Below are 23,507 nucleotides of genomic sequence, written 5' to 3'. Positions count from 1 at the left end.
GATATGAAAGAAATGGACTTTTGGGAACACTTAGACGAGTTAAGGGTGCGTCTCATTCGCTGCATAATCTATGTGGGGATAGGTGCGAGCGTTATATGGTATTTTTACCCTTATATCTTTAATCTCTTAACCCTTCCCATTAAACCCTTCCTTGAGGAGATGAAAGGGCGCTTCGTTGTAGTTGGGGTAACGGAGCCGTTCGTGATAAAGATGGAGTTTTCCTTGATAGTGGGAGCGGTTGTAGCTGCTCCTCCCATTTTATTTGAATTATGGAGCTTTTTCTCTCCTGCCTTTAGCCCGAGCGAAAAAAGAGGGGCTAAGCTGGTAGTTTTCCCTTCCGTTATTCTCTTCTTTGCCGGCGTTGTCTTCGCCTACTTCATCATCCCTCCCGGCTTCAAGTTCCTCCTCCAGCAGAGCCCTCCCGATGTCACACCTTTCCTCAGCATAAACAACTATTTAATGCTTTTGGCGAAGATGTTCATTGCGTTTGGCGCTGTCTTCCAACTCCCCTTAATCTCTATGCTCCTGGCTGGTTTAGGGATAATAAACACAAGGATGCTCATAAGCAAATGGAGGGAGATAATAGTTGGCATATTCGTAGTTGGAGCGATAATTACTCCTTCCGTTGATGTTATAACCCTTTTGATTGTCTCTGTTCCCATCGTCTTTTTGTATACCTTAAGCGTTTTCCTCACTTTCATTGTGGAGCGGAGGAGAAGCAAGGTTGCTGAAGCAAATCATTGATTCCCTAGCCTCACGCTTTGGAAGGAGGATTGTCCACATTGAGCATATTGAGGGAAGAGAGGGAGAATACGGTGAGATTCCCTCTTTCGTAAAAGAGGAAATAAAAAGGAAATTGGAAATATGGGGAATCAAAAAACTCTTTTCCCATCAAATCAAGGCGATAGAAGCGATCTATCAGGGAAAGAATGTAGTGATAGCGACGGGAACGGCAAGTGGGAAGAGCCTTTGCTATATAATCCCAACTCTAACTTATCTATTAGAGGAACCGAATAGCACTTTCCTCTACCTTTTTCCCACGAAAGCCCTTGCTCAGGACCAGCTTAAGAAATTGAGGGAATTAGGGCTCTCCAATCTGTGCGCTACCTACGATGGGGATACTCCGATATCCCAAAGGGCATTAATAAGGGAGAAGATGAGGATAATCCTTTCAAATCCTGATATGCTCCATATAAGCATCCTTCCAAAACATTCCGATTGGGAGAAATTCTTCAAGAATCTCAAGTTGGTAGTTGTTGATGAGGTTCACGCTTATCGGGGAGTTTTCGGCTCGCACACCGCTAACATCCTCAGGCGTCTCCGGAGAGTGGCGGAATACTATGGCTCCCATCCCGTTTTCGTCTTCTGCTCCGCTACAATCTCCAATCCCGATAAGCATTGCAAAACCCTTTCGGGGTTAGAAGTGGTTGCCATAACGGAGGATGGTTCTCCCTCACCAGCGAAGAAATTCGTTCTATGGAATCCCCCTTTGATAGGTGCGGGTGAAAGGAGGAGCCCAAACATAGAGGCGGCGGAGGGGATAATCTGGCTCTTAGAGAACGGTCTTCGCACGATTGCCTTTACTAAAGCGAGGAAGACGGCTGAGCTGATTGCCAGTTATGTTAAGAAGGCAAGCGATGTGGCGATTATGCCTTATAGAGCGGGATATACTCCTGAGGAAAGAAGGAAAATAGAGAGGATGTTATTTGAAGGGGAGCTTCAAGCTGTGGTGGCTACGAGGGCATTGGAGCTTGGTATTGATATAGGGTTGCTCGATGCTTGCCTACTTGTTGGTTATCCGGGAAGCATAGCCTCTACCTTTCAAATGGCGGGAAGGGCGGGAAGGAGGAAAGAAGGGTTGGTCATCCTCATCGCTGGTGAGGACGCCTTGGACCAGTTTCTCATAAGACATCCGGAGTACCTTTTCAAAACCCCTCCCGAGGAGGCAATTTGCGACCCTCAAAATCCCTATATTCTCAAAGACCATCTCTCCTGTGCTTGTTTTGAGCTCCCTTTGGATGAGGAATCGCTGGAGCTATTCGGGGAGAACGCTCCCGCATTGATTGAGGAACTCATGAAGGAAGGCAAAATCAGGAGATTGGGGAGGAAATGGGTTTGGAGCGCGGGAGGATATCCTCCGGAAAAAGTTGACATTAGGTCAATAAGGGAACAGGAATTTTGTATTTTGGATTTATCCAAGGGTGGGAAGGTGATAGGAACCGAGGATGGAATAAGGGCTTTTAAGACCATACACGAAGGAGCGATTTATCTCTATCAAGGGGAAAGCTATTTAGTTTATGAATTCGACCTAAAGGGGAGAAAAGCCTATGTCGTCCCTACGCAAGCTGATTACTACACCGAGGCAATTTCCATGACGGAGATAAGCGTTCTTGATGTATTGGATGTATCTCCCCTCAAGCAAAATCCCTTGGTTACGAAGGGATTTGCCAATGTGGAGGTAGCGGAAACTGTGACGGGTTATAGAATGAAGAGGCTTTATACGGATGAGGTTATAAGGATTGTGCCCTTGGATTTGCCAACTGTGAGATTTCAAACGCAGGCAATGTTCATCCTCATTCCTTCCCAGATTGAGGAGCAGATAAAGAGAAATTACGATTTGGCTGGTTCTCTTCATGCTTTAGAGCATGCGAGCATTGGTGTGCTTCCCCTCTTCGCTATGTGCGATAGGATGGATATAGGTGGAGTTTCCACTCCCTTTCATCCCGATACCGCTCATCCCTCCGTCTTCATCTACGATGCCTATCCGGGAGGCGTGGGGATAGCCAAGAGGGGTTATGAAAGGGCGGAAGAGCTTTTGGATTTCACCCTAAAGCTGATAAAAGAATGTCCCTGCGAGGAGGGATGTCCCGCTTGTGTGCTATCTCCAAAATGTGGCAACAACAATCAGCCAATGGATAAGAGGGGAGCTATTGCCCTTCTTAGTTCCCTCTTCACTCAACGGTGACGCTCTTCGCGAGATTTCTTGGTTGGTCTATTTCCCTCCCCAGCTTGCGTGAGATGTAATAAGCGAGCATTTGGAGGGGAATCACAGCAAGAGGGGAGGTGAAATAGTCTATAGTATTGGGAATTGTGAAGGTGATTGAGAGCTCATCAGCGAGGGGGTCGCCTTCCCTGAGCACTCCAATCACTCTCGCCCCTCTCGCCCAGACCTCCTCAATATTGGAAATCGTTTTATCCCGCAGGGCTTCCTGAGTTACAACAGCTACAACCGGAACGCCATCGTATATGAGAGCGAGAGGTCCATGTTTGAGCTCACCCGCAGCGAATGCCTCTGCCCTCAAATAGGATATCTCCTTGAGCTTCAAAGCTCCTTCCAAAGCCACTCCGTAATCCATTCCTCTGCCGATAAAGAAGAAGTCCCTTTCCTTGTATAGGTCTTCCGCCGCCATTTCTACTTCCTCTCTTTTCGCAAGCACTTCAGCAACTTTTTGGGGAAGAGTGAGGAGTTCCTTCCCGAAGGGGCGAATGTCCATGCCACGCAAAACCTTAGCGAGATAGAGTCCCAAAAGGTAGAAAACGGTCACCTGCGCTGTGTAAGCTTTGGTTGAGGCAACGCATATCTCGGGACCCGCCCTCGTATAAAGGGTTACATCCGATTCCCTTGCAATGGAGCTTCCCACCGCGTTGACAATCCCTACGGTTGGAACGCCTTTCTTCTTCATATCTCGCAAGGCGGCGAGGGTATCAGCGGTCTCGCCGGATTGACTGACCAAAATCAGCCAATCCCCCTCCATCACGGGAACAGCCCTATACCTGAACTCTGAGGCTATATCTATCTCCACAGGGATACCCAGGAGGCTTTCTATGAAATATTTTCCCGCCATTCCCGCATAATAGGCGGTTCCGCAAGCAACGATGAAAATCCTGCGAAGGTTGGGAAGCTTATCGGCTAAGGGTGCAAGCTCCTTGGATAGGTCAACATCACCATCCTCACGCAATCTCTCCCTCAATGTATCCCTTATGGATTGGTCTTGCTCAAGGATTTCCTTAATCATAAAGTGCTCAAATCCACCCCTCTCCGCTGCCTGCTGGTCCCAGGGCACCTCCATTATCTTTCTCTCAATCTGTCTTTCTCCTTGGAAGATGGAGTAGTCAGTGGAGGAAATGAACCCAGTATCCCCATCCTCCAAGACGATGACCTTCTTCGTGTAGGGCAAGACCGCTGGGATATCGGAGGCGAGGAAGTTTTCCCCTTCACCTAAGCCGATTATCAAGGGGCTGTCCTTGCGAGCAAAGAAAACCTTATCAATCCCTTTAAAGATAGCCGCAACGGCGTAAGAACCTTGAAGACGAGAAACAGCTTTTTGTAAAGCCTTTAGGGGGTCTCCAGAGAAGTTTTCCTCTAAGAGGTGGGGAATTACCTCGGTATCTGTCTCGGAACGGAAGTTATGCCCTCTGCTCTTCAGTTCTTCCCTCAATTCGCTGTAATTCTCTATAATCCCGTTGTGGACAACGGCTATATTCGCATTACAGTCAAGATGGGGGTGGGCATTGAAATCGCTTGGGCGTCCGTGGGTAGCCCAGCGGGTATGCCCGATGCCTATACCGCTTTTTATCTCCTCATTCTTTAGCCTTTCTTCCAGGTCCTTAATCTTTCCCTTCTGCTTGGCAAGGAAAATCCCATCCTCTGTAAGGAGGGCGACGCCAGCTGAGTCATAGCCCCGGTATTCAAGCCTCTTCAAAGTGTCAAAGAGAACGGGAAGAGCTTTTCTTGGACCAACATAAGCGACTATTCCGCAACTCATCTGACAAATATTCACTCCTTTCTATTTTTCTTCCTTTAAAATTTTACATTTTGTGCTTCGGAAGGGCAAATAAGATGTGGAATTAATTTTCTATTGCTTTTTCGGCGTCTATCTGAATAGAGAAAGAATTTTTTGGTTATGGGCGAGGGGATTGCCACGCCCGCCTTAGGCAGGGTCAGAATGACAAAGAAATTTTAAAGCTCAAGGGTTTTATAGTGGGAATAGCGTTCTTCAAGTATTTTCTTCAACTCTTCGTCTGGCTCAAGGTATTTCCCTCTTTGCTTAGGCAACTCTTCAAAGAAGCCAGAAGCCCTCCCCGCCAGAAGAGCCGCTCCATAAGCGGTTGTCTCTCTAATATCCGGGAAATAAACTTCTTTCCCCAAAACATTTGTAAGGATTTTCCTCCAGATTTCCTCCTTTGCTCCTCCTCCAAAAGCTATGAAAGCATTCAGTTCCCCCCTTAGCTCCTCCATAACCTCAACATTTCTCCTTATCTCAAAACATACACCCTCTAAAATAGAGAAAAGCATCTCCTCAGCTGTTGTTGATAGAGATAGATTTCGGAAGCTCCCTCTTGCTTCCTTCCTCCATATAGGCGAGGAAGCACCGGAAAGATGGGGGAGGAAGAAGGGAGCTTGATGAATTCTCTCAATTGGGGGAAGCCTTTTAATTTTCCCTCCTATAGCTTTTCTTCCCCAATCATATGAAGCGCCGGCAGTGGAGACAACTCCCTCCAAGACCCATAACCCAGGAGAGAAATATGGGAAAAGAGGAATCCTCATATCGTCGTCAAGAAGAGGGTAGTAGGCGAGAGTCGTGATAGCGGAGGCTGTGCCGAGGGAGAGGGTGGCAATCCCATCCCTTAAACCAGAAGAAAAAGCGGCGCATTTTTGGTCCTGCCCCGCAATAACAACTGGTGTCCCTTTCTTCACACCCGTTTCTTCGTTTTGAACAATACCCACTGTATTTCCTGCCCAGACCAAAGGGGGAAGTTTTGAGGGAGAGATGGAAAATTTTTCCATAATCCCTGAAGCCCAGTTATTTCTCGCTACATCGTAGAGAAGCGTTCCTCCCGCAAGCGTGTGGTCTGTTGAGGTTTCACCTGTGAGTTTCTTGATGACGAAGTCTGCCACCAAAAGAAACTTATCCGCTTTTTCGTAAATCTCTCTGTTATGCCTCCTCAACCAGAGGAGCTTAGGGAGGACATAATAAGCTTCCACCCTTTTGCCGGTTAGGGAGAAAATCTCTTTTTCGCTGAAGAAGCTTAAAATCTCTTCCAATTCCTCCGCCGCCCTCGTATCAAGCCAAGAAATGGCGTTTGCCAGAGGATTCCCTTTTTTGTCGACGGGTATAAAGGTTATACCCTGAGAGGTTATACCCACGCTTCTTATCTCAACATCCGCCCCTTTTATTATCTTACCGATCGTTTTCTTAACACCTTCCCATAGCTCAGATGGGGATTGCTCTATTCCGAATTCGTTGAAAATGAGGGAGTAATAAGCTTGGGACTGGGCTATTATCCTTCCTTTTTCATCTACCAATATTCCCTTGCAACTGCTTGTTCCCACATCTATGCCGAGGAAACTAATCCCTCGCATAAAATTCCTCTATGAATTTGCAGAGCTTTTCTACTATCTCCTCATAAATTAATTTTCCCGTTTCCTCGCTTGCGCAAGTTGGGTCGCCGTATATGCCTGTTTTGCTCTTCTGTATCCCCCAAGTTGACCAAAAAACTCCCTTGCCCGAAACGAAGTTATCGCCTGGGACGAATTCGGAATGGTAACGCATTACATCCTCGTTTGTGAATTCGTCTTTATTCACTGGTTGTTTGAAGTAAAGCATCAAGGATGTTTCCCATTCCCCTCCGTGAATGCTTCCGCCGATTTTTGATTTCCTTATTTTGCTGTAAAGGGAAGCGCTGAGACCCGCCGGGCTAATGCTTGCGGGATAGACGCCATATTCGTCTCCAATTTGTCGCAAAGCTACCTCTATTATACCCCTATGATGACCATGCCCATCCAAGATTATTACTTTCTTGAAGCCCATTTCTATGAGAGAGGCAAGGATGTCGTGGATAAGCTGAATTAAGACGAGGGGATTTACCCTAATCGTTCCTGGCCAGCGAGTCATCTCCTTAGCGGAGTAGCCTGTCCACAATGTTGGGAGGACGAGGATGGGTATCTTCTCCTTCAATCTTTCCGCTGCTCCCTCTGCTATCTTGCTCACAATCACGCTATCCGTGGAAACTGGAAGATGTCGCCCATGCTCCTCAATTGTCCCGATAGGCAAGATTAGGAGGGTGTTCTTTTCAATTGCTTCCGCCAATTCCGGCCAACTCTTATCGGCGAAATAGATTGATTCCATTCACAGTTCACCTATCCTTTCATCCTCAAAGATGCTGTCCTTGGGAACGCAGGGCTTTGAAACCTCAAGAATGAGAGCAGGACCCTCAATGGCTTGAAAGGAATGAAGAGTGCCCTGCTTCATAGGGAACACATCTCCCTCCGCCATTATGAATTCTTCCCCATTAGCTTTCATCTTCACCTTCCCTTTCACAATGAAGAAGGTTTCGTGTTTGAATTTATGGAAATGGGTAGGGCATGTTTGATTTTCAAATAGGAAGAGGAACTTTCCGCAGTATCCTTCCTTCTCTTCGTTCGCAACCCAGAACTCAACTAATCCTTGATTGTAGAAATCTGCCAATCCGAAATCCAAGACAAGGCAAACCGTTTTCGGCATCTTCAATCCCCATTTGGAGATGATTCCCTCCGCTTCCCTTAGAATCTTCCCCTTTTCTTCTTTTAATTCCTTTTCCTCAGTCCAATCTGCTTTCATTTCCAAACCTCCTTTTCTATCGCTTCCGAACGATGACTTCCTTAACGCAGATATCTCCGGGGGAGGCGACTACACTTATGCAGAAGTTCCAACCCCAGCAATTTGCGAAGTTCGCATCGTTTATATGAAATGTGTATTGGTGCCAGCCTGGCTCGGAGGGAATCGTCCACCAATCATTGATATGGCGGTAGCCCTCCTTTGATTCATAAATCAAATTACAACCCGTTCCCTCAGGTTGAGCGGCATCCAGTCTGCAGGCAACGACGGTTATCTCCAATTCCTTGTCTCCAATTGAAGCGAAGCTATCATCTACATCGAATTCCAAATAATAAATCTTCTTCCCTCTATCAGTTCGCCGGGCATAGCTTCCCTCTATTTGGACAATATTCTCTTTATCTTGCCAATCTATGAGGTATAAACCGTTCTCATTATCTTTCCCATTCTCTTCCATTTTCCAATAAATCTCCTTCGCCTTACTGAAATCCCTATTCCAGGGGAAAGGTTTTCCTTTATTTTGCCTTGCCCTATTGACCCAATCGCTTGGTAAATTCAAAATGAAGATAGGGCTTTTGGGAAGGGAGAGCTTGCCATTGAAGGAGACGGGCTTACCGGTTAAATCAAGAACACGAACCCCTTTTGGCAAGGAAATCTCAATTCCCTCCTCCATTGCCCAGCTTATCATAACTGCCTCCTTCTCTCCTTTAAAGACGAAGGAACGGCTTAGAGGAGAGAGGGGGAACCAGCCGAGATATTTTGGATTGGGACCAAGGAGGCGAGTTAAAGTTTGAAGGGCGTAGAATGATGGGCGTTTCTCCCAATCTTCCCCTATTATCCCGAAGCTCCCGCCTTCACCATAGGAAGGACCCCTTCCCTCAAACCAGAATACCCTTTCTATTCCCTGAACCAGGCACAGGGTATATGCCTTTATTAGCGCTTCTGCTTGCCTTGATTCATGGGCTGGTTCATTTTTCGCTGGCTGTCCTATTTCACTTACCCAAAGGGGAATATCCTCCCTTTGCCCCGTTTTTCTCAATAATTTGCGGAAGTTGTCCATCATTGAGATAAAGGCTTCCTCTCTACCCTTCATCACCCTATCAAGCAGGGCGTAGGGATGGACGCAAACGAAATCAAAATGCCCTCCCGCTCCTAACTCAATGACCTTCTCAAGAGATGTTAAATCAAATTCATTCCAATTCATACCGACTTTGCATTCAGGGTCTATTTCTTTAGCGACATCATAAGCGTTTTTCACTAACTCCGCGTAATCTTTTAGCGTGCCGTTTTCGCTAAATGAGGCGAACTCGTTGTAAACTTCCCAGTATTTTATCTGTCCCTTATATCTTTTCACAACTTCCCTCACATAATCTCTCCAATATTTGATGTCTTTAATTGGAAAGGCGCGAGTTGAGGGAGGTTTCGCGGAAACCCAGGGGGCGAGGTAGAGGAAAATGCCCAGGATTTGGAGGTTGTTTTCCTTAGCCGATTTTAAGATTGAATCCGCTAAAGAGAAATCCCATTCACCCTCTTTTGGCTGGATTTGTGCCCATTCGGGGAAGATGCGAACCCAAGTTATGCCTGCCTCCTTTAGCAAGGGGAAGAGCTTATGATAATATCCAAGCGTCTCGGCACCGGTAGCAATAGCGAAGAACCCTTCTTCTTTGGCAAATAGAGAAGAGGATAGAGAGAGAATTAGTAGCCAGGCAATAGAGGTGCACTTCATAAATATTATTTTAACAAAAGATGACCTGGTACAAAAGTGGATGAATGATTCTTAGAGACGAGGATTCATTGTTTAAAGCAGAGATTAACCCCAAAAAACCACAGCCTTCCCCGAATGGGGGAAGGTTTTGCTAAGATAGTATTAGGGCGGCGAATGCTGGTTAGCTTGTGAAAACGATAGGAGGCGTTAAGTTTTGCGAACCGAAAAGAGGAAGTGGGAGAATCGCACCGGGGGCAGCTTTAGGCATCGGCATAACTCCGGGTGGTGGGGTTTTAACTCGTTTTGCGGTGGCCTTATAGAAGGCGAATATGATAATAGCGAGAACGACGATTATTATGATTATAACAACGGCAGGGGATACCTCTTTCTTCAACTTGTTAGCCTCCTTTCCTTAATCGGTAGGGCTCCAGACATTGCCCCAGAATTCCAGTTTATACCAGTAGTTTCCTTCCTGACATACCTGGTCCCTCTTTACATATTTAACATGTCCATCCAAGAAGAGGACATTGAAACCATCTTGATGGCGGGAATCTGTGAGGTCCCAGGTAGGGTCCATGGCTGCGGAATATTGGTTCCAGAAGGTGAAATAACCCCAGGCATAAGCTCTTCCCGTGGGCTTATCCCAATAGATTGTATCAATGAACCAGCAGCGCTCAGAGGGGCGGTTTTGCGCACCATACCTTCGCCAGGGCCAGGAGCTACCCGTAAAATATTCCGCTGTGCCCCAACCGTTGAGCCCGTAGTGTGGAACTATTGCCTTCACACAATCAGGCCAGCCTGTGGTGTCAGGAATGCCTAGGGTAGGGCACCAATAGATTCCCCAATTCTTTATATACGGCTGAAGTGTGGCTGCCCAGGAACCCATCCCATTATTTGGTTGGCACTGATGGAGAGCGTACTCATCCCAGTCTTGTAGATACATCAGCGCTGCTTGCCCTATATTCTTGAGATTGGATAGACAATTAGCTTGTCTCGCCTTTTCCCTTGCCTGGCTGAAAACAGGGAAGAGAATGGCCGCCAGAATGGCGATAATCGCAATCACAACAAGCAGTTCTATCAATGTAAAGCCTCGTCTCTCCATATAATTAAAAATTTGCACCTCCCTTGTTTTTAGATTTAGCTCCCTAACTTTGTTTCCTTTCTTCAAGGCGAGGAAGATACAGGGAGCGAAAGGCTCTTCCTCCTTTTAGCGAGCTCTCAAATAACCATCACCTCCTTAGGCTTCCATATGGTTCATTGACTTGCTGTGGACATTATTTCGTCGGGAATGTCAAAGTTTGCGTAGACCCTTTGTACATCCTCTTGCTCTTCCAATAGCTCCATTAAGCGAAGCACAGCCATTGCTTCCTTGCCTTCTACTCTCACCGTTGTCTTGGGGAGCATCGTGAGGTCTGCGGAGGCAATCTTTATTCCCTCTTTCTCAAAGGCTTCTTTTACCTCCTCCAAGTCTTCCGGAGCGGTTACGATTTCATAATTATCTGGGTCGTCTGTTTTCACATCCTCAGCTCCTGCTTCAATGGCGATGCTTAGCACCGTATCCTCATCCACCTCTCCCTTTGGTATGAGCAAAACGCCTTTCCTTTCAAAAAGCCAAGAGCAGCTTCCTGCCTCGGCAAGGGTCCCTCCATTTCGGGAAAGGATTGCCCTTATCTCCTGAGCTGCTCTATTCCTATTATCGGTGAGGACCTCAATCATCAAGGCAACGCCCGCTGGTCCATAGCCTTCGTAAGTCACTTCCTCATAGCGCATCTCATCTGTGGTTCCAGATGCCCTCTTTAAAAGGCGCTCTATGTTTTCGCTGGGCATTCCTGCTTCCTTCGCCTTGGATATGGCGAGGCGGAGGCGAGGGTTCGCCTCAGGGTCAATTCCACCCAGCCTTGCCGCCACCATAATCTCGCGGGAGAGTTTGGAGAATAGCCTCCCCCGCAATTGGTCCATCTTCATTTTCTTGATTCTTATATTGTGCCACTTAGAGTGTCCAGACATAGTTCACACCTCTTTTATCTCAGTACCTCCACTTTGATTTTTTCTTGAACGGGCTTTTTAACGCCCGCAAGGTCGCTCACTGTTACGGTGACATTAAAAGTGCCTGTTTTGGTGAAGCTGTGGAGGACGGTTCTGCCTATTGCTTCTTCTTGAATTCCATTGGAGTCATCAAAATCCCAAGTATAGCGAAGGCTGGAAACTCCCGCTCTGGCAAAAGCGGAGAACTGAACATAAGTATTGACCCTCGCCGCAATGCTTTTTGAGGGGACGACGACCGTGATAGGGGTGTCGTCAACGATTACGCTGATCTGCCCAATGTATATTGTTTGAGGAGAGTTTGTGAAGATGAGCATCCTTTTGACTCTTCCGTTGCCGTTTCCCTTAAAGGTGTTGAAAGGGATGGCAACGGAATAGAATCTCTCTCCCATAACTATCTGCATTTCAAAGGGGAAATCCTCCGATACCAAAAGACCATCCTCGCAGATTAGGACTATGCGGAAGCTCTTCAGTTGATATACCGAAGGATATGTTCCACCTGGGAACTGCATACCGCCGGGCATTCCTGGTGCGCCGCCGGGCATCCCCGGTGCACCGCCGGGCATTCCCGGTGCACCGCCGGGCATTCCTCCGAGACCGCCAGGAGGGGCAACGAACATTCCTCCTGGTCCAAACGCTCCTCCACCGGGCATAAAGCCACCAGCGCCTGGGAATGGGGTAGCTGCAGGCGATGTGGTTGGGAAGATACGGAAGCGCAGGAAGGCGAAGGGATTTTTGAGATACGAGCTAAGGTCCAAGGGAGTGGAGAAATCAAGTCTTCCTCCCTCATAATAGTTGTAGGATATGAGCTTTAGGGAAAAGGTGCCTTGATATATTATGTCCTTGGATTCAGCCAAAGTCCCACTGCCCCAACCGCCAGCCTGTATCTTGAGCTCGCTAAGTGGTTGCCCATTGAAAATTAGCAGCTCCTGGGGAAGAGCAATTCCCAGAGCTAAAAAGACCGAAATCACAAAGCAGATAATTCTATTTTTCGGCATATTAAACCCCTCCAGATTCGGTTTTTAAAATTATATAACATTTCGCAAAAATTTGCAAATAATTTATACCACCTGTATTAGATTGTATTCCAATTCACCTACGCCGATTTTAGCTGCTGCTTCAAGATGAATCCGCCAGAAATCCTCCCTATAAACATCGTTGGGGAGGAGCTTCTTATAAAGCGCTCCAGCCTTATCAACTCCGGGAGAGAGGTCTTCAAGGAGGCTGGCTAAGCCTACGGGATAGCCCGGGGATTGAATCGCGAGGTCAATCGCTGCTTTATCAATCGCAACTGGGTCCTTGGAGGCGAGAAAGCCCACATCGCAGATTATGGGAACTGTAGCGGTAGGAGAGCAATCGCACTCGTATGTAACATTTGTCACATCGTTTATGAAGCCCACTTTCCCTTCCTTGAATGTGGAAAGTATTCCCTTTACCGCATCGGCGAGCTTTATTTGTTGAAGCTCTGTCGCCGGAGAGCAGAGCTTTCCATGATAAAGCATAGCTAATTCCTCTGGATGAGGATGGATTACCTCCATCCTCAAGGCGTTGGTAGGGCAGAAAAATGTGCAATCGCCACAACCTATGCACTTTTCCCTATTTATCCTTATCTCGTTTTCCTCATAGGAAATTGCCTTGCTGGCGCAAACCCTAACACAGCGAAGGCAGAAGATGCATTTTTCCTTATCCCAAGCAACTTTCGTCTCCGCTCCAGCGTGAATCAATGCTTTCCCGCGCCTCGCCGAGCACCCCATTCCTATGTTCTTTAGGGTGGCAGCATATCCGCTCATAGGATGTCCCGTAAGATGGCTGATGACTATCATAGCGTCTGCCTGATAAATCTCGCCCGCTACATCCACTTCTTTGAGAATCAGTCCGTCAACTGGAACGACTTCCCTATGCACTCCCTTTATGCCATCGGCGAATATCAAAGGAGCTCCGAGGAGCTGACTATAACCCTTCTTTGCTATATTCATAAGTCCGCTTGGAGCCCCAGCTCCCCAGGACATTGAGAAATGCCAGGCATAAGTCTCCGTTATAAAGGGGATTCCCCCTCGCTTCTTTACCTCTTCCACAACCGTGCTGACGATGATTGGATGGATGCCATATTGGCGGGTGAGACCGCCGAAGGGAATCTTGATTGCCACCATATCCCCTTCGCTTATGCAGGAGCCAAGGTCAGCTGCCTCAAACAGCTTTTGAATCCTTTGGGGATTGCTCATAGTGGGAAAGCCGTGCTGGTTATACTGCTTTCTCACATCGGCAAAATAAACATTTGCAGACATTATCTTTACCTCCTTTCAAATCAATCTGGAAAAATCTTTCCTGGATTTAAAAGCCCCTTTGGGTCCAGGGCTTTCTTGATTGCCTTCATAGCTTCTATAGTTGCTTTGTTGAACTCCTTGGGGAGGAAAGGAGCCTTCGCTAAGCCGATCCCGTGCTCGCCTGAAAGGGTTCCCCCCAATTCAACAGCGGAGCTGAATAACTCATCTATCGCCATTTTCACCCTCTCCCTTTCCTCTAAGTCCCTCCAATCTGTGAGGAAGGTAGGATGGAGATTTCCATCCCCGGCGTGTCCGAATGTTCCTATTTTGAGATTGTATTTTTTAGCTATCCTCTCAATTTCCTTGACCATTGCGGAGAGTTGAGAGCGGGGGACGGTTACATCTTCAAGTAATGTTGTTGGGCTTATCCTCGCCAAGGCTGCGAGAGCGGAACGCCTTCCTTCCCAAATCGCATCCCTTTCTTTCTGTTCCCTTGCCCTCTTCACATCGCTGACCTTCATTTTGCCTAAAAGTGCCTCAACCTTACCCATTTCCCTCTCAACGCTCTCCCTGTAGCCGTCAACCTCCAAGAGGACTATCGCTCCAGCATCCCTTGGCAAGCCGAGATGTTTGTAGTCCTCAATCGCATTAATTGTGAAATTGTCCATAATTTCCAAGGAAGAAGGGATGATGCCCTCGGCGATTATTAAGGAGACGGCGCTAGCCGCCTCATCAAGTGTTGGAAAGATGATAAGCATAGCGGACCAGGACTCGGGGAGAGGGAGGAGTTTAAGGGTAGCCTCATAGATTATGCCCAGCGTTCCCTCAGAGCCACAAAACAAACTTACGAGGTCATAGCCGGAGACGGATTTTATCGTTTTCGCTCCCAAATTTAGAAATTCACCCTGGGGCGATACCGCCTTCATGGATAGAACATAATCTTTAGTAACCCCATATTTAAAACCTCTCAAGCCACCCGCGTTTTCCGCTATATTTCCGCCAAGGGTTGAAGCTTTGGCACTCGCGGGGTCGGGAGGATAGAGTAGCCCTCTTTTCTCTACCTCGTTTTGAAAATTTAAAGTTATGACGCCGGGCTGGGCAATTGCATAGAGGTTTTGCTCGTCTATTTGGATTATCCTGTCCATCTTCTCAAAACTCAAGACGAGGGCATCGTTAAGGGGAACGGAACCGCCGCTCAATCCTGTTCCTGCGCCGCGAGGGACGACGAAGAATTCCTCCTCATAGGCAAGCTTCATAATCTGGGAGATTTCCTCTTCGTTTTGGGGGAAGGCAATGGCGGCAGGGATGGATTCCTCAACTTGGGAATCATAGGAATATGCCAACCGTTCCTCCCACTCCTTGAGAAGTCTCTCTTTTCCTAAAATTTCCTCTAACTTATTCAAGATTCTGGGGGCAAGCATCTCTATATTATAATTATCCCTCTCACCCCCAGCGTCAAGTAAAAATAAATATTCCATCAAATAGAGCTGTCAAAAATTTGGAGGTCTCATAACCATAGAGATTGCCACGGCTTCCCGTAAGGGAAGCCTCGCAATGAGAGAGGAGGGAGCATTGTTAACCCATCCTTTAGTGATTCGTATCTATGGGTGATGACGACTGGATTTGCTCAACTTGGGAAGCATAAGTGAGGCAATCCTTTTAACTGCAAATATTTGGTGTGAAATTTGCAGAAGCTTTAATCCACTTCTCGCTCAATCTTTTATTTCAAGAGAAAGCCCCGCGTCTATGTATTGACCTCCAACCGTTTGATGGCAATGTATCGCCAAGACATTTTCTCCTCCTAAATTCAATGCTTTTAGAGCTTCCTTGGGAATCTCCTCTTCTTCGTAATCGGTTGTGAAGCCCGGCAATTTAACTGCCAAAACCCCGTTGATATAAACTTCCGCATCTTCATCGTGATGAATAATCAAAATCAAATTTTCCAATTCCTTCTCCGAAAGCTTTGGGAGATGAAACTTCCTTCGTAGCCATATGTCCGAGGTCCGCCATTCTGTTCCGACGATTGAACCGGGAGTCCCTGGGGCTCCAAATCCTCCCACTCCCTCTTCCCAGGAGGAATCATCAAACTCCGGCTTCATCCAATCCTCTGGAGGGTCGTTCAGAGTGTAGCGCCAGAGGACCTTTTCATCTTTAGCAGAGGGAAGAAGAACTTTATAGCGAGGGAGGCGGAATTTCCCTTTGCCTACCGCTTCAGAAATCTCGGCGAGAGGCATTTTGAGAACGCGCCTGTCATAGGTGAGGATTCCGTTAAGCTCCGTTTCTACATCGGTCAGCTGGGTGTAAATCGCCCCTGATAGACCTTTTTTCTCGCACAGCTCCCATGCTCCTTGCCATACTTTAAGATAAGCCTTGGTTAGAGCCTTCTGGGAGGAAAAGGAACGATATCCCCAACCGGTTTTAATCCAAGTATGCCCTTCAACTACGAAGCCCAAGCCACCAAATTCCCCCAAAACAGCAGCCCTTTTCTCCTCAAATTCAGGACAGGCAGGTCCGGGATAGCTGTGAATATCTATAATATCTCCGATTCCGGAATACACGAACCATCCGCTCGCACCACTGATTAATCTTGTGTTATCAATTTCCCTCACCATTTCCACTAAGCGGGCGGTATCATACTGCCCCCATCCTTCGTTGAAGACAATCCACATAATAATGGAAGGGTGATTGAAGAGTTGCTTAACCATTGCCCTCAATTCCCCTTCAAACTGTTGCGCCTCCTCAAGGGAAATTGGTCTTCCATCCTTTTCACCATTTGCCTCCACGCCAACACCGCCAGCTGGCATATCCTGCCAAACCAAAAGCCCGAGCTTATCGCACCAATAATACCAGCGGTCGGGCTCTCTCTTCACATGTTTCCTCACGCAGTTGAAGCCAAGCTTTTTCATCATCACAACATCAAAACGGAGAGCCTCATCAGTGGGAGCGGTGTAGATTCCATCCGGCCAAAAACCTTGGTCCAGAGGTCCTCTCTGGAAGATGAATTTTCCATTTATTAGGATGCGAGTGATACCCTTTTCGTCCTTCCCTATCTCTACTTTTCTCATCCCGAAATAACTCTCCACTTCGTCTATCTTCTTTCCCCCAGAGAGAAGCTCTATCTTGAGGGAGTAGAGGAAGGGATTATCCGGACTCCAAAGCTTGGGATTGGGAAGAGGGATTGTTATTTCTTGCCCAGCTTTCCCATTTTCCTTTCCCACAACCTTTCTTCCTTCTTGCACAAAAATCTGAACGATAGCATCGGCTGTATTTCCCGCTGTAAACACAGTTATATGCACTGACTTTTTATCAACATCTGGGATTATCCTTAGGTTCTCAATATAGGTTTCGGGAACGATTTCCAGCCAAACAGTCTGCCAGATTCCCGATGTAGGGGTATACATTATCCCTCCTGGCTCCCTGACCGCTCGCCTTAATTGCTTTCCTTTCGCCTGGCGACCATCCTCTGTGGGGTCCCAAACCCTTACTATTAATTCGTTTTCCCCATCCCTCTTAACATAATCCGTTATATCATAGGTGAAGGAGTCATATCCGCCTCTATGAGTTCCTATCTCTTTTCCGTTGAGATAAACTTTAGATTCCCAATCAACAGCGCCGAAATGTAGCAGCAATTTTTTCCCTTGAGGAAGAGAAGGGGTCTTGAAAGTTCTTCTATACCAAAGATATTGATTTGATTCTATCGTCTTCTTCACTCCAGAGAGGGCGGATTCCACAGGGAAGGGGACGAGTATTTTCCCATCAAATTCGCTGGGTGTAGCATCGCTTCTCTCCCTTATAGCGTAGTCCCAAAGACCATTGAGGTTAATCCATCCCTTGCGAACGAGCTGGGGGCGAGGATATTCCGGATGGGGTGCGTTTGGGTTCACCTCTTCTGTCCAGGGGGTGGAGAGAGTTAGCTCGGCAGGATGCCATTGGGATGTCTTGTCCATAGGCAACGCTCCTTCCATAAGTGATAAAATCAAAATAGAGATTATCAAAGAGAAAATTTTTCTGTAATGCATAGAGATTGCTCATAAAAAATTATATGATTTATATTGTTTTAGGGAATAGAAATTTTTAAATAATTTAGATAAAGAAAAGAGTATAATAAGAGGGTGGAATTTTCAAATCATTGATAGAAGAGGATATTTGGAGTCTCTCATTACCACGCCCGCCTTCCCTGAGCTTGCATCTATGGGTATAGGTTTTAGCGACAATTCCTTCCGTAGTGGGGTAAGAACCCCCACTGTCATTGCCAGCCTTCTGCGAAGCGGAAGGCGTGACAATATCTTTTTTCTATGTCCCCGACTGTCACTGAGAGGAGCAAAGCGACGAGGCGTCCCAAAAGAGTGCCACAGCTTCCCTTTGGGAAGCCTAGCAATAACAATAAATAGATTCTCACTGCAAGACTGAATATTTTAGCGTTAGCGCGTAGAAAGTCTTTAAAAAACTTAAAAGTTCTTTTTAAATTTCTTTTACAAGGGAGTCGCTTCGCTCCTCGCCAAGAACATATATACTCTTCCCAAGTTATTAAACAAAACTCCATTTCGTTTTATAATTCTATCGTCAAATTCACTTTTGGGAGGAGGCATTAGAATGAGCTTAAAGATAGCGGTTATAGGAGCAGGAGCCCATTCTACCAGGGTTCATTTTCCCTCCTTAAGCCAAATTGAAGATGTCAAAATTTGCGCTGTGTGTGACTTGGTCTATGAGAGGGCAAAAAACACTGCGGAGAAATACGAAATAGAGAAGGTATACACAGATTATAGGAGGATGATTGAGGAGACAGCCCCAGATGCGGTATATATAATAGTTCCACCTCACCATCTATTTGATATTGCCATCTTCTGCCTATCCCAACAATTGAACATCTTCGTTGAGAAGCCGCCGGGGATAACTCTTTATCAGACGAGGAGCCTCGCCCAAATGGCGGAGAAAATGGGAGTTCTGACTATGGTTGGCTTTCAAAGGAGATTTGCCCCAGTGATGGTGGAGGCGAAAAGGAGGATAGAAGAAAGGGGAGGGATGGTTCACTGCCAGGCTAACTTTTTCAAGAATTACCTCGGTCAACCTCCTTATTATGAAGGAGCGGTGGATATCTTGACGAGCGATGCAATCCATTCTGTTGATATATTGAGGTGGATGGGAGGGGAACCAAAGAAAGTGAGGAGCATAATAAAGAACAACTTCTCTAATTACGAGAATATGTTTCTCGCCTTGGTTGAGTTTGATTCCGGAGCGACAGGGATATTGTCGGCTAACTGGACGAGCGGGAAGAGGATTTACTCCGTGGAGATGCATGGCAAGGGGATAGTAGCCTTTGTCGACCCGGAGAAGGAGGCGATATTTTATAAAGATAACTCGGAAACTCCTGAGATTTTGAGGACGGAGGAAGCGGCGGGAAGCGATGAGTTCATTAAATTCGCTGGCTTTTATTTTGAGAATAAGCATTTCATAGAATGTCTGAGGGAAAAGAAACAGCCTGTGACGAACCTCTTGGACGCCCTAAAAACGATGGAGTTCATAAATTCGCTTTATATTTATCAAATGTGAGATTTAGAGCGAAGTTGATTTTCCTAAAGGGTTCAAAACATTTAAAATATATGAAGGTGAAAATATGGACAAAAATCCTCGCCATATAGCAATAATTATGGATGGAAACGGGCGCTGGGCGCAGAGGCGCGGGCTTCCTCGCCTGGAGGGACATTTAGCCGGTGTGGGAGCGGTGCGACGAATAGTTGAAGCCTGCAGGGACCTCGGCATCCCTTATCTTACCCTCTATACATTCTCAACAGAGAATTGGCGCAGACCGAAGGAGGAGGTAGAGGGATTAATGATGCTCCTCCGGGAACAGCTCCGGTCCCAGACCCCCGAGTTGAAAGAGAAGGGGGTAAGGGTGATAGTTATAGGTAAGAGGGATGAACTTCCCTTGGACCTGCAGGCAGAGATAAAGCGGTCGGAGGAGGAAACAGCACAAAATAAGGACCTTCATCTTATATTGGCGATAAATTATGGAGGGAGGGCGGAGATTGTCCAAGCTTGTAAGAGGATTATTGAGAAAGTTAAAAGTGGTGAGATTGAGGATATTGATGAGGCATCATTTTCCTCCTACCTTTATACAAGGGATATTCCCGACCCCGACCTCTTGATTAGAACAGCTGGGGAGCAGAGGATTTCAAATTTCCTCCTCTGGCAAATCGCTTATACCGAGTTTTACATAACCGATACATTGTGGCCTGATTTCACAAAGGAGGACCTAATCAAAGCGATAGAGGATTATAAGAGAAGGAAAAGGAAGTTCGGTGGATTGGCTGATGAAGAGAGTAGCAATATTAGGTAGCACTGGCTCAATTGGTCAGCAGGCTCTCCAAGTTATTGAAAGGCATAGTGATAAACTATCCCTCTTCGCCATCTCGGCGGGAAAGAACTACGCCTCTCTTCGCGAGCAAGCCCTTCGCTTTAACCCCCAAATTATCCATATGAGCTACCCAGAATACCTTCCCCTTCTGAGGAAGGAATTTCCGGAAAAGGAAATTCTGACGGGAAATGAAGGGCTCTCCTATATAGCTGGGCATCCGGAAGTTGATATATTGCTCGTTGCCATCCCCTCTCCCATAGCGATTGAGCCAACGATTATCGCTTTGAGGACTGGTAAGAGGGTGGCTCTCGCTGCAAAGGAGGTGCTCGTCTGTGGTGGCGAGCTGGTGATGAGAGAGGTGGGAGAGCTCATCCCCGTTGATAGCGAGCATTCGGCAGTCTATCAGCTTCTCAGGGGGGAGGAAAACTCCATTAAAAGGATAATCCTTACCGCCTCAGGCGGTCCTTTCCTGAATACCCCTCTGGAAAGGTTTCCCGAGATAACGCCGGAGGAAGCTCTAAAACACCCAACTTGGCATATGGGGAAAAAGATAACGATAGACTCCGCGACCCTCTTCAACAAAGGATTGGAAATAATAGAGGCTAAATGGCTTTTCAATTTACCCTTGTCAAGGATAGATGTAATCGTTCATCCCCAGAGCATCATACATTCTCTTGTTGAGTTTGAGGATGGTTCAATTAAAGCCCATTTATCATTCCCTGATATGAGATTGCCAATCCAATACGCCCTCCTTTATCCCCAGCGTTTCCCTTCACTCATTCCTCCCCTTGACTTTTCTAATCTTTCCCTGACCTTCCTGCAACTTGACGAAAGGCGCTTCCCTGCGGTAAAATTATGCAGGGAAGCGGGAGAGAAGGGAGGAACCTATCCCGCTGTCCTCTGCGGAGCCGATGAGGCGGCTGTGGATTTGTTTTTGAGGAAGAAAATAAAATTTGTTGAGATTCCTTCGCTCGTTGAGAGGGCTCTCACCAAGCACGAGGGCAAGGAGGAACCAACTTTAGAGGATATCCTTCAAGCCTATGAGTGGGCGAAGGAAGAGGTCTTAAAGGAGACGATGTAATTGCTCTTGACATTAATATCTTTCGTCTTCGCTATAAGCATATTGGTGCTTGTCCACGAGTTTGGGCACTTGATATTCGCCAAAGCCTTTGGAATGGAGGTAAAGGAATTCTCCATAGGCTTTGGCAAACCCGCTATATCTTTTATGATGGGTGGGACCAAATACTCCATTCGCCCCATCTTATTCGGAGGGTATGTGAACATTGCGGAGATGGAAATGGACGCGGAAGCTTGGAAGGAAGGCAAGGGTTTTATGCAAAGACCATTCCATCAGCGCATCCTCGTCCTCTTTGCTGGGTCTCTGATGAACTTCGTTTTAGCTATCGTCATATTCGGCTGCTTGGGGATGTTCGTGGGTAAAACCGTTGGAATCACGAACAAGATAGAGCGGGTTCTTCCCGGTAGCCCTGCTGAGAGGGCGGGGATAATGGCGGGAGATAAACTGATAGCGGTTGGGAATGTTCAATCCGATAAGCCGGAGAAGCTGAGGCAGGAGATTGAAAAGCGAGCGAATCAAGTTGTTCTCGTTAAGGTGGAGAGGGATGGAAAGATTCTTTCATTTCATGTTGTTCCTCAGGCGGAGAAATCGTATAGGAGGGTGAAAGGAAGGATAGAGCAGGTGGAGGTGGGAAGGATAGGGATAGTTTTCACGAGCATAACCAAGAAGATGCCCTTTGGTGAAGCTGTGTGGGCGGGATTAAAGGATACATATTATCTCACTCGTCTTGTCGTTAGTTATCCCTATTTAGCGATAACGAAGAAGGTGCCGGTGGAGGTGGGAGGACCGGTTGCTGTGGCAAAGATTACCGGGGAGGGGGCTCGTTTGGGCTTCTCTGTTCTTATGGATAGGATAGCGATGATAAGCGTCAATCTCGCAGTCTTCAATCTCTTCCCCATTCCTGGCTTGGATGGAGGTCTTCTCTTTATTATGCTCATCAACTCCATTTACGCAGGCATTTTCAAGAGGAATATAGATTACAAGAAGATAGTCCTGGTCAATTCAATAGGAATAGCCCTACTCCTCGGACTTATGGCGATTCTTACCCTATTTGATATCCGCAGGCTTTTCCAATAAAATCTTGTTATCATTGGGATTTGCTTCTCAGGATGGAATATAAATTGTTTTGAGGGGGTAACCAACGAGGAAATCCCCCGAATAACGAGGGAGCTGGGCTTCTTTTTGATGGACAAAATAAGACTTTATCATTACCTCAAAGGACCTTGACCCAAGAGGGATAGCGTGGGCTGAGGAAGAGAAAAATCAGCCGACATTTAATAAAAACGGGAACACCTATCCCGTTTTCCTTTAAAATCCTTTATCTTAGAGACTATGCTATAAGTTTCCTAGCTTCTGCTCTAAAGCCTCTACCTCCCCTTTGAGAAGCACGCCCATTTCTAGTTCCACCACTTTCTCCTCTCCGGGTTCAAGGATTTCAAGTGTTCCCATCTCCCTTTCCTTCGCTCTTCCCTGAACATGGCAGTTCCCCGGTTCCAGTCCCACCACATACACTCCCTCTCCCATCATCTTCCATTCCGTGAAGAATGGAAGGCTCTCTTTGTTGTATTTCACATAGAAAGCCATTCCCTCCATCAATCCCTTGTTAGCTATCCCCACTGTTATCTTTTTCTCCGCGTCCTCTTTCAAGTCCAGATAGAAAACCTGCTCCTTGAAGCCGGGAATGGGTGCAACAAAGCGATTGAAATCAGCAATTCCCTTCTCCGCCTCCTCATCCCTTGGGACGGCGTTCCTTATCGCTCCTAAAAGGTAGGAGCCTTCATCTACTATGGGGAAGCCGATGTTTATGTGATAGAGTAGCATTAAAGGTGAGGGAACGAAGCCGATATTTTTTATCCTGTCTCGGATAAACAAACGTCTTTCCCCGATATATGTCCAGATTCTCCGTCGCATCTCCAGACACTCTCCGAAGACAACGCTTTCCCTCATCGTTCCTTCAGCGAAAATCACATACTCATCCCCTTCCCATTCCCCTCCATAGACAACTTTCTCAGCGGGCGTATTTGATATCCTTCCGTGAAGCCCGAGATAGCATTTCCCCAATTCCTTGCAGGGTGCACAGGAGACGAAGCATTCAGCTTGAGGGTCTTCGCCAGCCGCTCCCGCGTAGGTCAATCCACAGGTGGTGAGGAGCCCGCCAAAGAAGGAGCGAAGCCAACCCATCCCCTCTGGTTCAAAGTAATAGGGAGCGACCTGTCCCGTCGCTGATATCCAGCCAAGCGCCTTACCCTGATACTCCGCATGAGAGATATCCATTCCCCTATCCGCAAGAACCAAGAAGTTGAAACCGTTCCCACAACGAAAATCAAGTGCTCTCACTCCCCTTTCTTTTCCATCGCCAAGCTCAAAAAACCTCACTCCGCCTATCTGGCTTACATCTCCCACTCTTCGCAAAATGTCTTCTTTCTTCCATAATTTGCCTGCAAATTTCATATTTTATCTCCCTCCT

General features: G+C 46.9%; 20 protein-coding genes. 6 read left to right on the top strand and 14 right to left on the bottom strand.

The window, feature by feature from the left end; translation table 11 throughout:
• The first annotated feature begins 3 nt into the window (after positions 1–3).
• Complete coding sequence (gene tatC, locus H5T88_01770) at positions 4–744, top strand: twin-arginine translocase subunit TatC (GenBank protein MBC7329067.1); 741 nt, start codon at positions 4–6, stop codon at positions 742–744.
• Positions 725–2,965, top strand: coding sequence for a DEAD/DEAH box helicase (locus H5T88_01765; protein MBC7329066.1), 2,241 nt, complete (start codon positions 725–727; stop codon positions 2,963–2,965). The genes tatC and H5T88_01765 overlap by 20 nt, the downstream gene beginning before the upstream one ends.
• On the opposite strand, the gene glmS is transcribed toward H5T88_01765, so the two are convergent.
• From glmS to H5T88_01700, 13 genes are all read right to left on the bottom strand, one after another.
• Positions 2,952–4,766 (bottom strand): glutamine--fructose-6-phosphate transaminase (isomerizing), encoded by a 1,815-nt coding sequence (gene glmS, locus H5T88_01760; protein MBC7329065.1) that lies wholly within the window; start codon positions 4,764–4,766, stop codon positions 2,952–2,954. The two genes, H5T88_01765 and glmS, sit on opposite strands and share 14 nt — an antisense overlap.
• A gap of 194 nt (positions 4,767–4,960) precedes the next feature.
• Positions 4,961–6,364 (bottom strand): hypothetical protein, encoded by a 1,404-nt coding sequence (locus tag H5T88_01755; GenBank protein ID MBC7329064.1) that lies wholly within the window; start codon positions 6,362–6,364, stop codon positions 4,961–4,963.
• Positions 6,351–7,130 carry a creatininase family protein gene (locus H5T88_01750; protein ID MBC7329063.1) on the bottom strand — a complete coding sequence of 260 codons (780 nt, stop codon included), beginning with the start codon at positions 7,128–7,130 and terminating at the stop codon, positions 6,351–6,353. The genes H5T88_01755 and H5T88_01750 overlap by 14 nt, the downstream gene beginning before the upstream one ends.
• On the bottom strand, positions 7,131–7,601 hold the full coding sequence (locus tag H5T88_01745) for a D-lyxose/D-mannose family sugar isomerase (protein MBC7329062.1): 471 nt from the start codon (positions 7,599–7,601) through the stop codon (positions 7,131–7,133).
• A gap of 16 nt (positions 7,602–7,617) precedes the next feature.
• A complete protein-coding gene (locus H5T88_01740) occupies positions 7,618–9,321 on the bottom strand; it encodes an endo-1,4-beta-xylanase (protein MBC7329061.1) in 1,704 nt (567 codons plus the stop codon).
• 160 nt (positions 9,322–9,481) lie between these two features.
• On the bottom strand, positions 9,482–9,694 hold the full coding sequence (locus H5T88_01735; GenBank protein MBC7329060.1) for a hypothetical protein: 213 nt from the start codon (positions 9,692–9,694) through the stop codon (positions 9,482–9,484).
• Between the two features lie 18 nt (positions 9,695–9,712).
• Positions 9,713–10,402, bottom strand: coding sequence for a DUF1559 domain-containing protein (locus H5T88_01730; protein MBC7329059.1), 690 nt, complete (start codon positions 10,400–10,402; stop codon positions 9,713–9,715).
• A 152-nt stretch (positions 10,403–10,554) separates the two neighbouring features.
• Positions 10,555–11,307 carry a YebC/PmpR family DNA-binding transcriptional regulator gene (locus tag H5T88_01725; protein ID MBC7329058.1) on the bottom strand — a complete coding sequence of 251 codons (753 nt, stop codon included), beginning with the start codon at positions 11,305–11,307 and terminating at the stop codon, positions 10,555–10,557.
• A gap of 14 nt (positions 11,308–11,321) precedes the next feature.
• Entirely contained in the window at positions 11,322–12,341 is a 1,020-nt protein-coding gene (locus H5T88_01720) for a PKD domain-containing protein (protein MBC7329057.1), read from the bottom strand.
• Between the two features lie 63 nt (positions 12,342–12,404).
• Positions 12,405–13,628 carry a DUF362 domain-containing protein gene (locus H5T88_01715; protein ID MBC7329056.1) on the bottom strand — a complete coding sequence of 408 codons (1,224 nt, stop codon included), beginning with the start codon at positions 13,626–13,628 and terminating at the stop codon, positions 12,405–12,407.
• A gap of 20 nt (positions 13,629–13,648) precedes the next feature.
• Positions 13,649–15,028, bottom strand: a complete 1,380-nt coding sequence (locus H5T88_01710; GenBank protein ID MBC7329055.1) for an FAD-binding protein — start codon at positions 15,026–15,028, stop codon at positions 13,649–13,651.
• Between the two features lie 291 nt (positions 15,029–15,319).
• The gene (locus tag H5T88_01705; GenBank protein MBC7329054.1) at positions 15,320–17,626 is read right to left on the bottom strand and encodes a glycoside hydrolase family 2; all 2,307 of its coding nucleotides are present in this window, start codon (positions 17,624–17,626) and stop codon (positions 15,320–15,322) included.
• Positions 17,627–17,853: 227 nt separating this feature from the next.
• The gene (locus H5T88_01700) at positions 17,854–18,006 is read right to left on the bottom strand and encodes a hypothetical protein (protein ID MBC7329053.1); all 153 of its coding nucleotides are present in this window, start codon (positions 18,004–18,006) and stop codon (positions 17,854–17,856) included.
• A gap of 194 nt (positions 18,007–18,200) precedes the next feature.
• Between H5T88_01700 and H5T88_01695 the strand changes: the two genes are divergently transcribed.
• From H5T88_01695 to H5T88_01680, 4 genes are all read left to right on the top strand, one after another.
• Positions 18,201–19,157: a Gfo/Idh/MocA family oxidoreductase gene (locus H5T88_01695; protein MBC7329052.1), complete on the top strand. Its 957-nt coding sequence runs from the start codon at positions 18,201–18,203 to the stop codon at positions 19,155–19,157.
• Positions 19,158–19,221: 64 nt separating this feature from the next.
• On the top strand, positions 19,222–19,944 hold the full coding sequence (locus H5T88_01690; protein ID MBC7329051.1) for an isoprenyl transferase: 723 nt from the start codon (positions 19,222–19,224) through the stop codon (positions 19,942–19,944).
• Positions 19,919–21,043: a 1-deoxy-D-xylulose-5-phosphate reductoisomerase gene (locus H5T88_01685; protein ID MBC7329050.1), complete on the top strand. Its 1,125-nt coding sequence runs from the start codon at positions 19,919–19,921 to the stop codon at positions 21,041–21,043. Before H5T88_01690 ends, H5T88_01685 begins: the two co-directional genes overlap by 26 nt.
• Positions 21,044–22,117: a site-2 protease family protein gene (locus tag H5T88_01680; protein MBC7329049.1), complete on the top strand. Its 1,074-nt coding sequence runs from the start codon at positions 21,044–21,046 to the stop codon at positions 22,115–22,117.
• Between the two features lie 258 nt (positions 22,118–22,375).
• Here H5T88_01680 and H5T88_01675 read toward each other — a convergent pair whose 3' ends face one another.
• Positions 22,376–23,491: an aldose 1-epimerase family protein gene (locus tag H5T88_01675; protein ID MBC7329048.1), complete on the bottom strand. Its 1,116-nt coding sequence runs from the start codon at positions 23,489–23,491 to the stop codon at positions 22,376–22,378.
• Positions 23,492–23,507 lie beyond the last annotated feature (16 nt).

Source organism: bacterium (assembly GCA_014360495.1).
GTDB lineage: Bacteria > Armatimonadota > JACIXR01 > JACIXR01 > JACIXR01 > JACIXR01.
This window is presented reverse-complemented; position numbering and strand designations above follow the sequence as displayed.

Bases quoted from the DNA above. Each gene is read 5' to 3' on its own strand.
- H5T88_01690 (MBC7329051.1), top strand. From the start codon at position 19,222: ATGGACAAAAATCCTCGCCATATAGCAATAATTATGGATGGAAACGGG.
- H5T88_01730 (MBC7329059.1), bottom strand. From the start codon at position 10,402: ATGGAGAGACGAGGCTTTACATTGATAGAACTGCTTGTTGTGATTGCG.
- tatC (MBC7329067.1), top strand. From the start codon at position 4: ATGAAAGAAATGGACTTTTGGGAACACTTAGACGAGTTAAGGGTGCGT.
- H5T88_01725 (MBC7329058.1), bottom strand. From the start codon at position 11,307: ATGTCTGGACACTCTAAGTGGCACAATATAAGAATCAAGAAAATGAAG.
- H5T88_01750 (MBC7329063.1), bottom strand. From the start codon at position 7,130: ATGGAATCAATCTATTTCGCCGATAAGAGTTGGCCGGAATTGGCGGAA.
- H5T88_01740 (MBC7329061.1), bottom strand. From the start codon at position 9,321: ATGAAGTGCACCTCTATTGCCTGGCTACTAATTCTCTCTCTATCCTCT.
- H5T88_01720 (MBC7329057.1), bottom strand. From the start codon at position 12,341: ATGCCGAAAAATAGAATTATCTGCTTTGTGATTTCGGTCTTTTTAGCT.
- H5T88_01705 (MBC7329054.1), bottom strand. From the start codon at position 17,626: ATGCATTACAGAAAAATTTTCTCTTTGATAATCTCTATTTTGATTTTA.
- H5T88_01675 (MBC7329048.1), bottom strand. From the start codon at position 23,491: ATGAAATTTGCAGGCAAATTATGGAAGAAAGAAGACATTTTGCGAAGA.
- H5T88_01695 (MBC7329052.1), top strand. From the start codon at position 18,201: ATGAGCTTAAAGATAGCGGTTATAGGAGCAGGAGCCCATTCTACCAGG.
- H5T88_01715 (MBC7329056.1), bottom strand. From the start codon at position 13,628: ATGTCTGCAAATGTTTATTTTGCCGATGTGAGAAAGCAGTATAACCAG.
- H5T88_01745 (MBC7329062.1), bottom strand. From the start codon at position 7,601: ATGAAAGCAGATTGGACTGAGGAAAAGGAATTAAAAGAAGAAAAGGGG.
- H5T88_01710 (MBC7329055.1), bottom strand. From the start codon at position 15,028: ATGCTTGCCCCCAGAATCTTGAATAAGTTAGAGGAAATTTTAGGAAAA.
- H5T88_01685 (MBC7329050.1), top strand. From the start codon at position 19,919: ATGAAGAGAGTAGCAATATTAGGTAGCACTGGCTCAATTGGTCAGCAG.
- H5T88_01755 (MBC7329064.1), bottom strand. From the start codon at position 6,364: ATGCGAGGGATTAGTTTCCTCGGCATAGATGTGGGAACAAGCAGTTGC.
- glmS (MBC7329065.1), bottom strand. From the start codon at position 4,766: ATGAGTTGCGGAATAGTCGCTTATGTTGGTCCAAGAAAAGCTCTTCCC.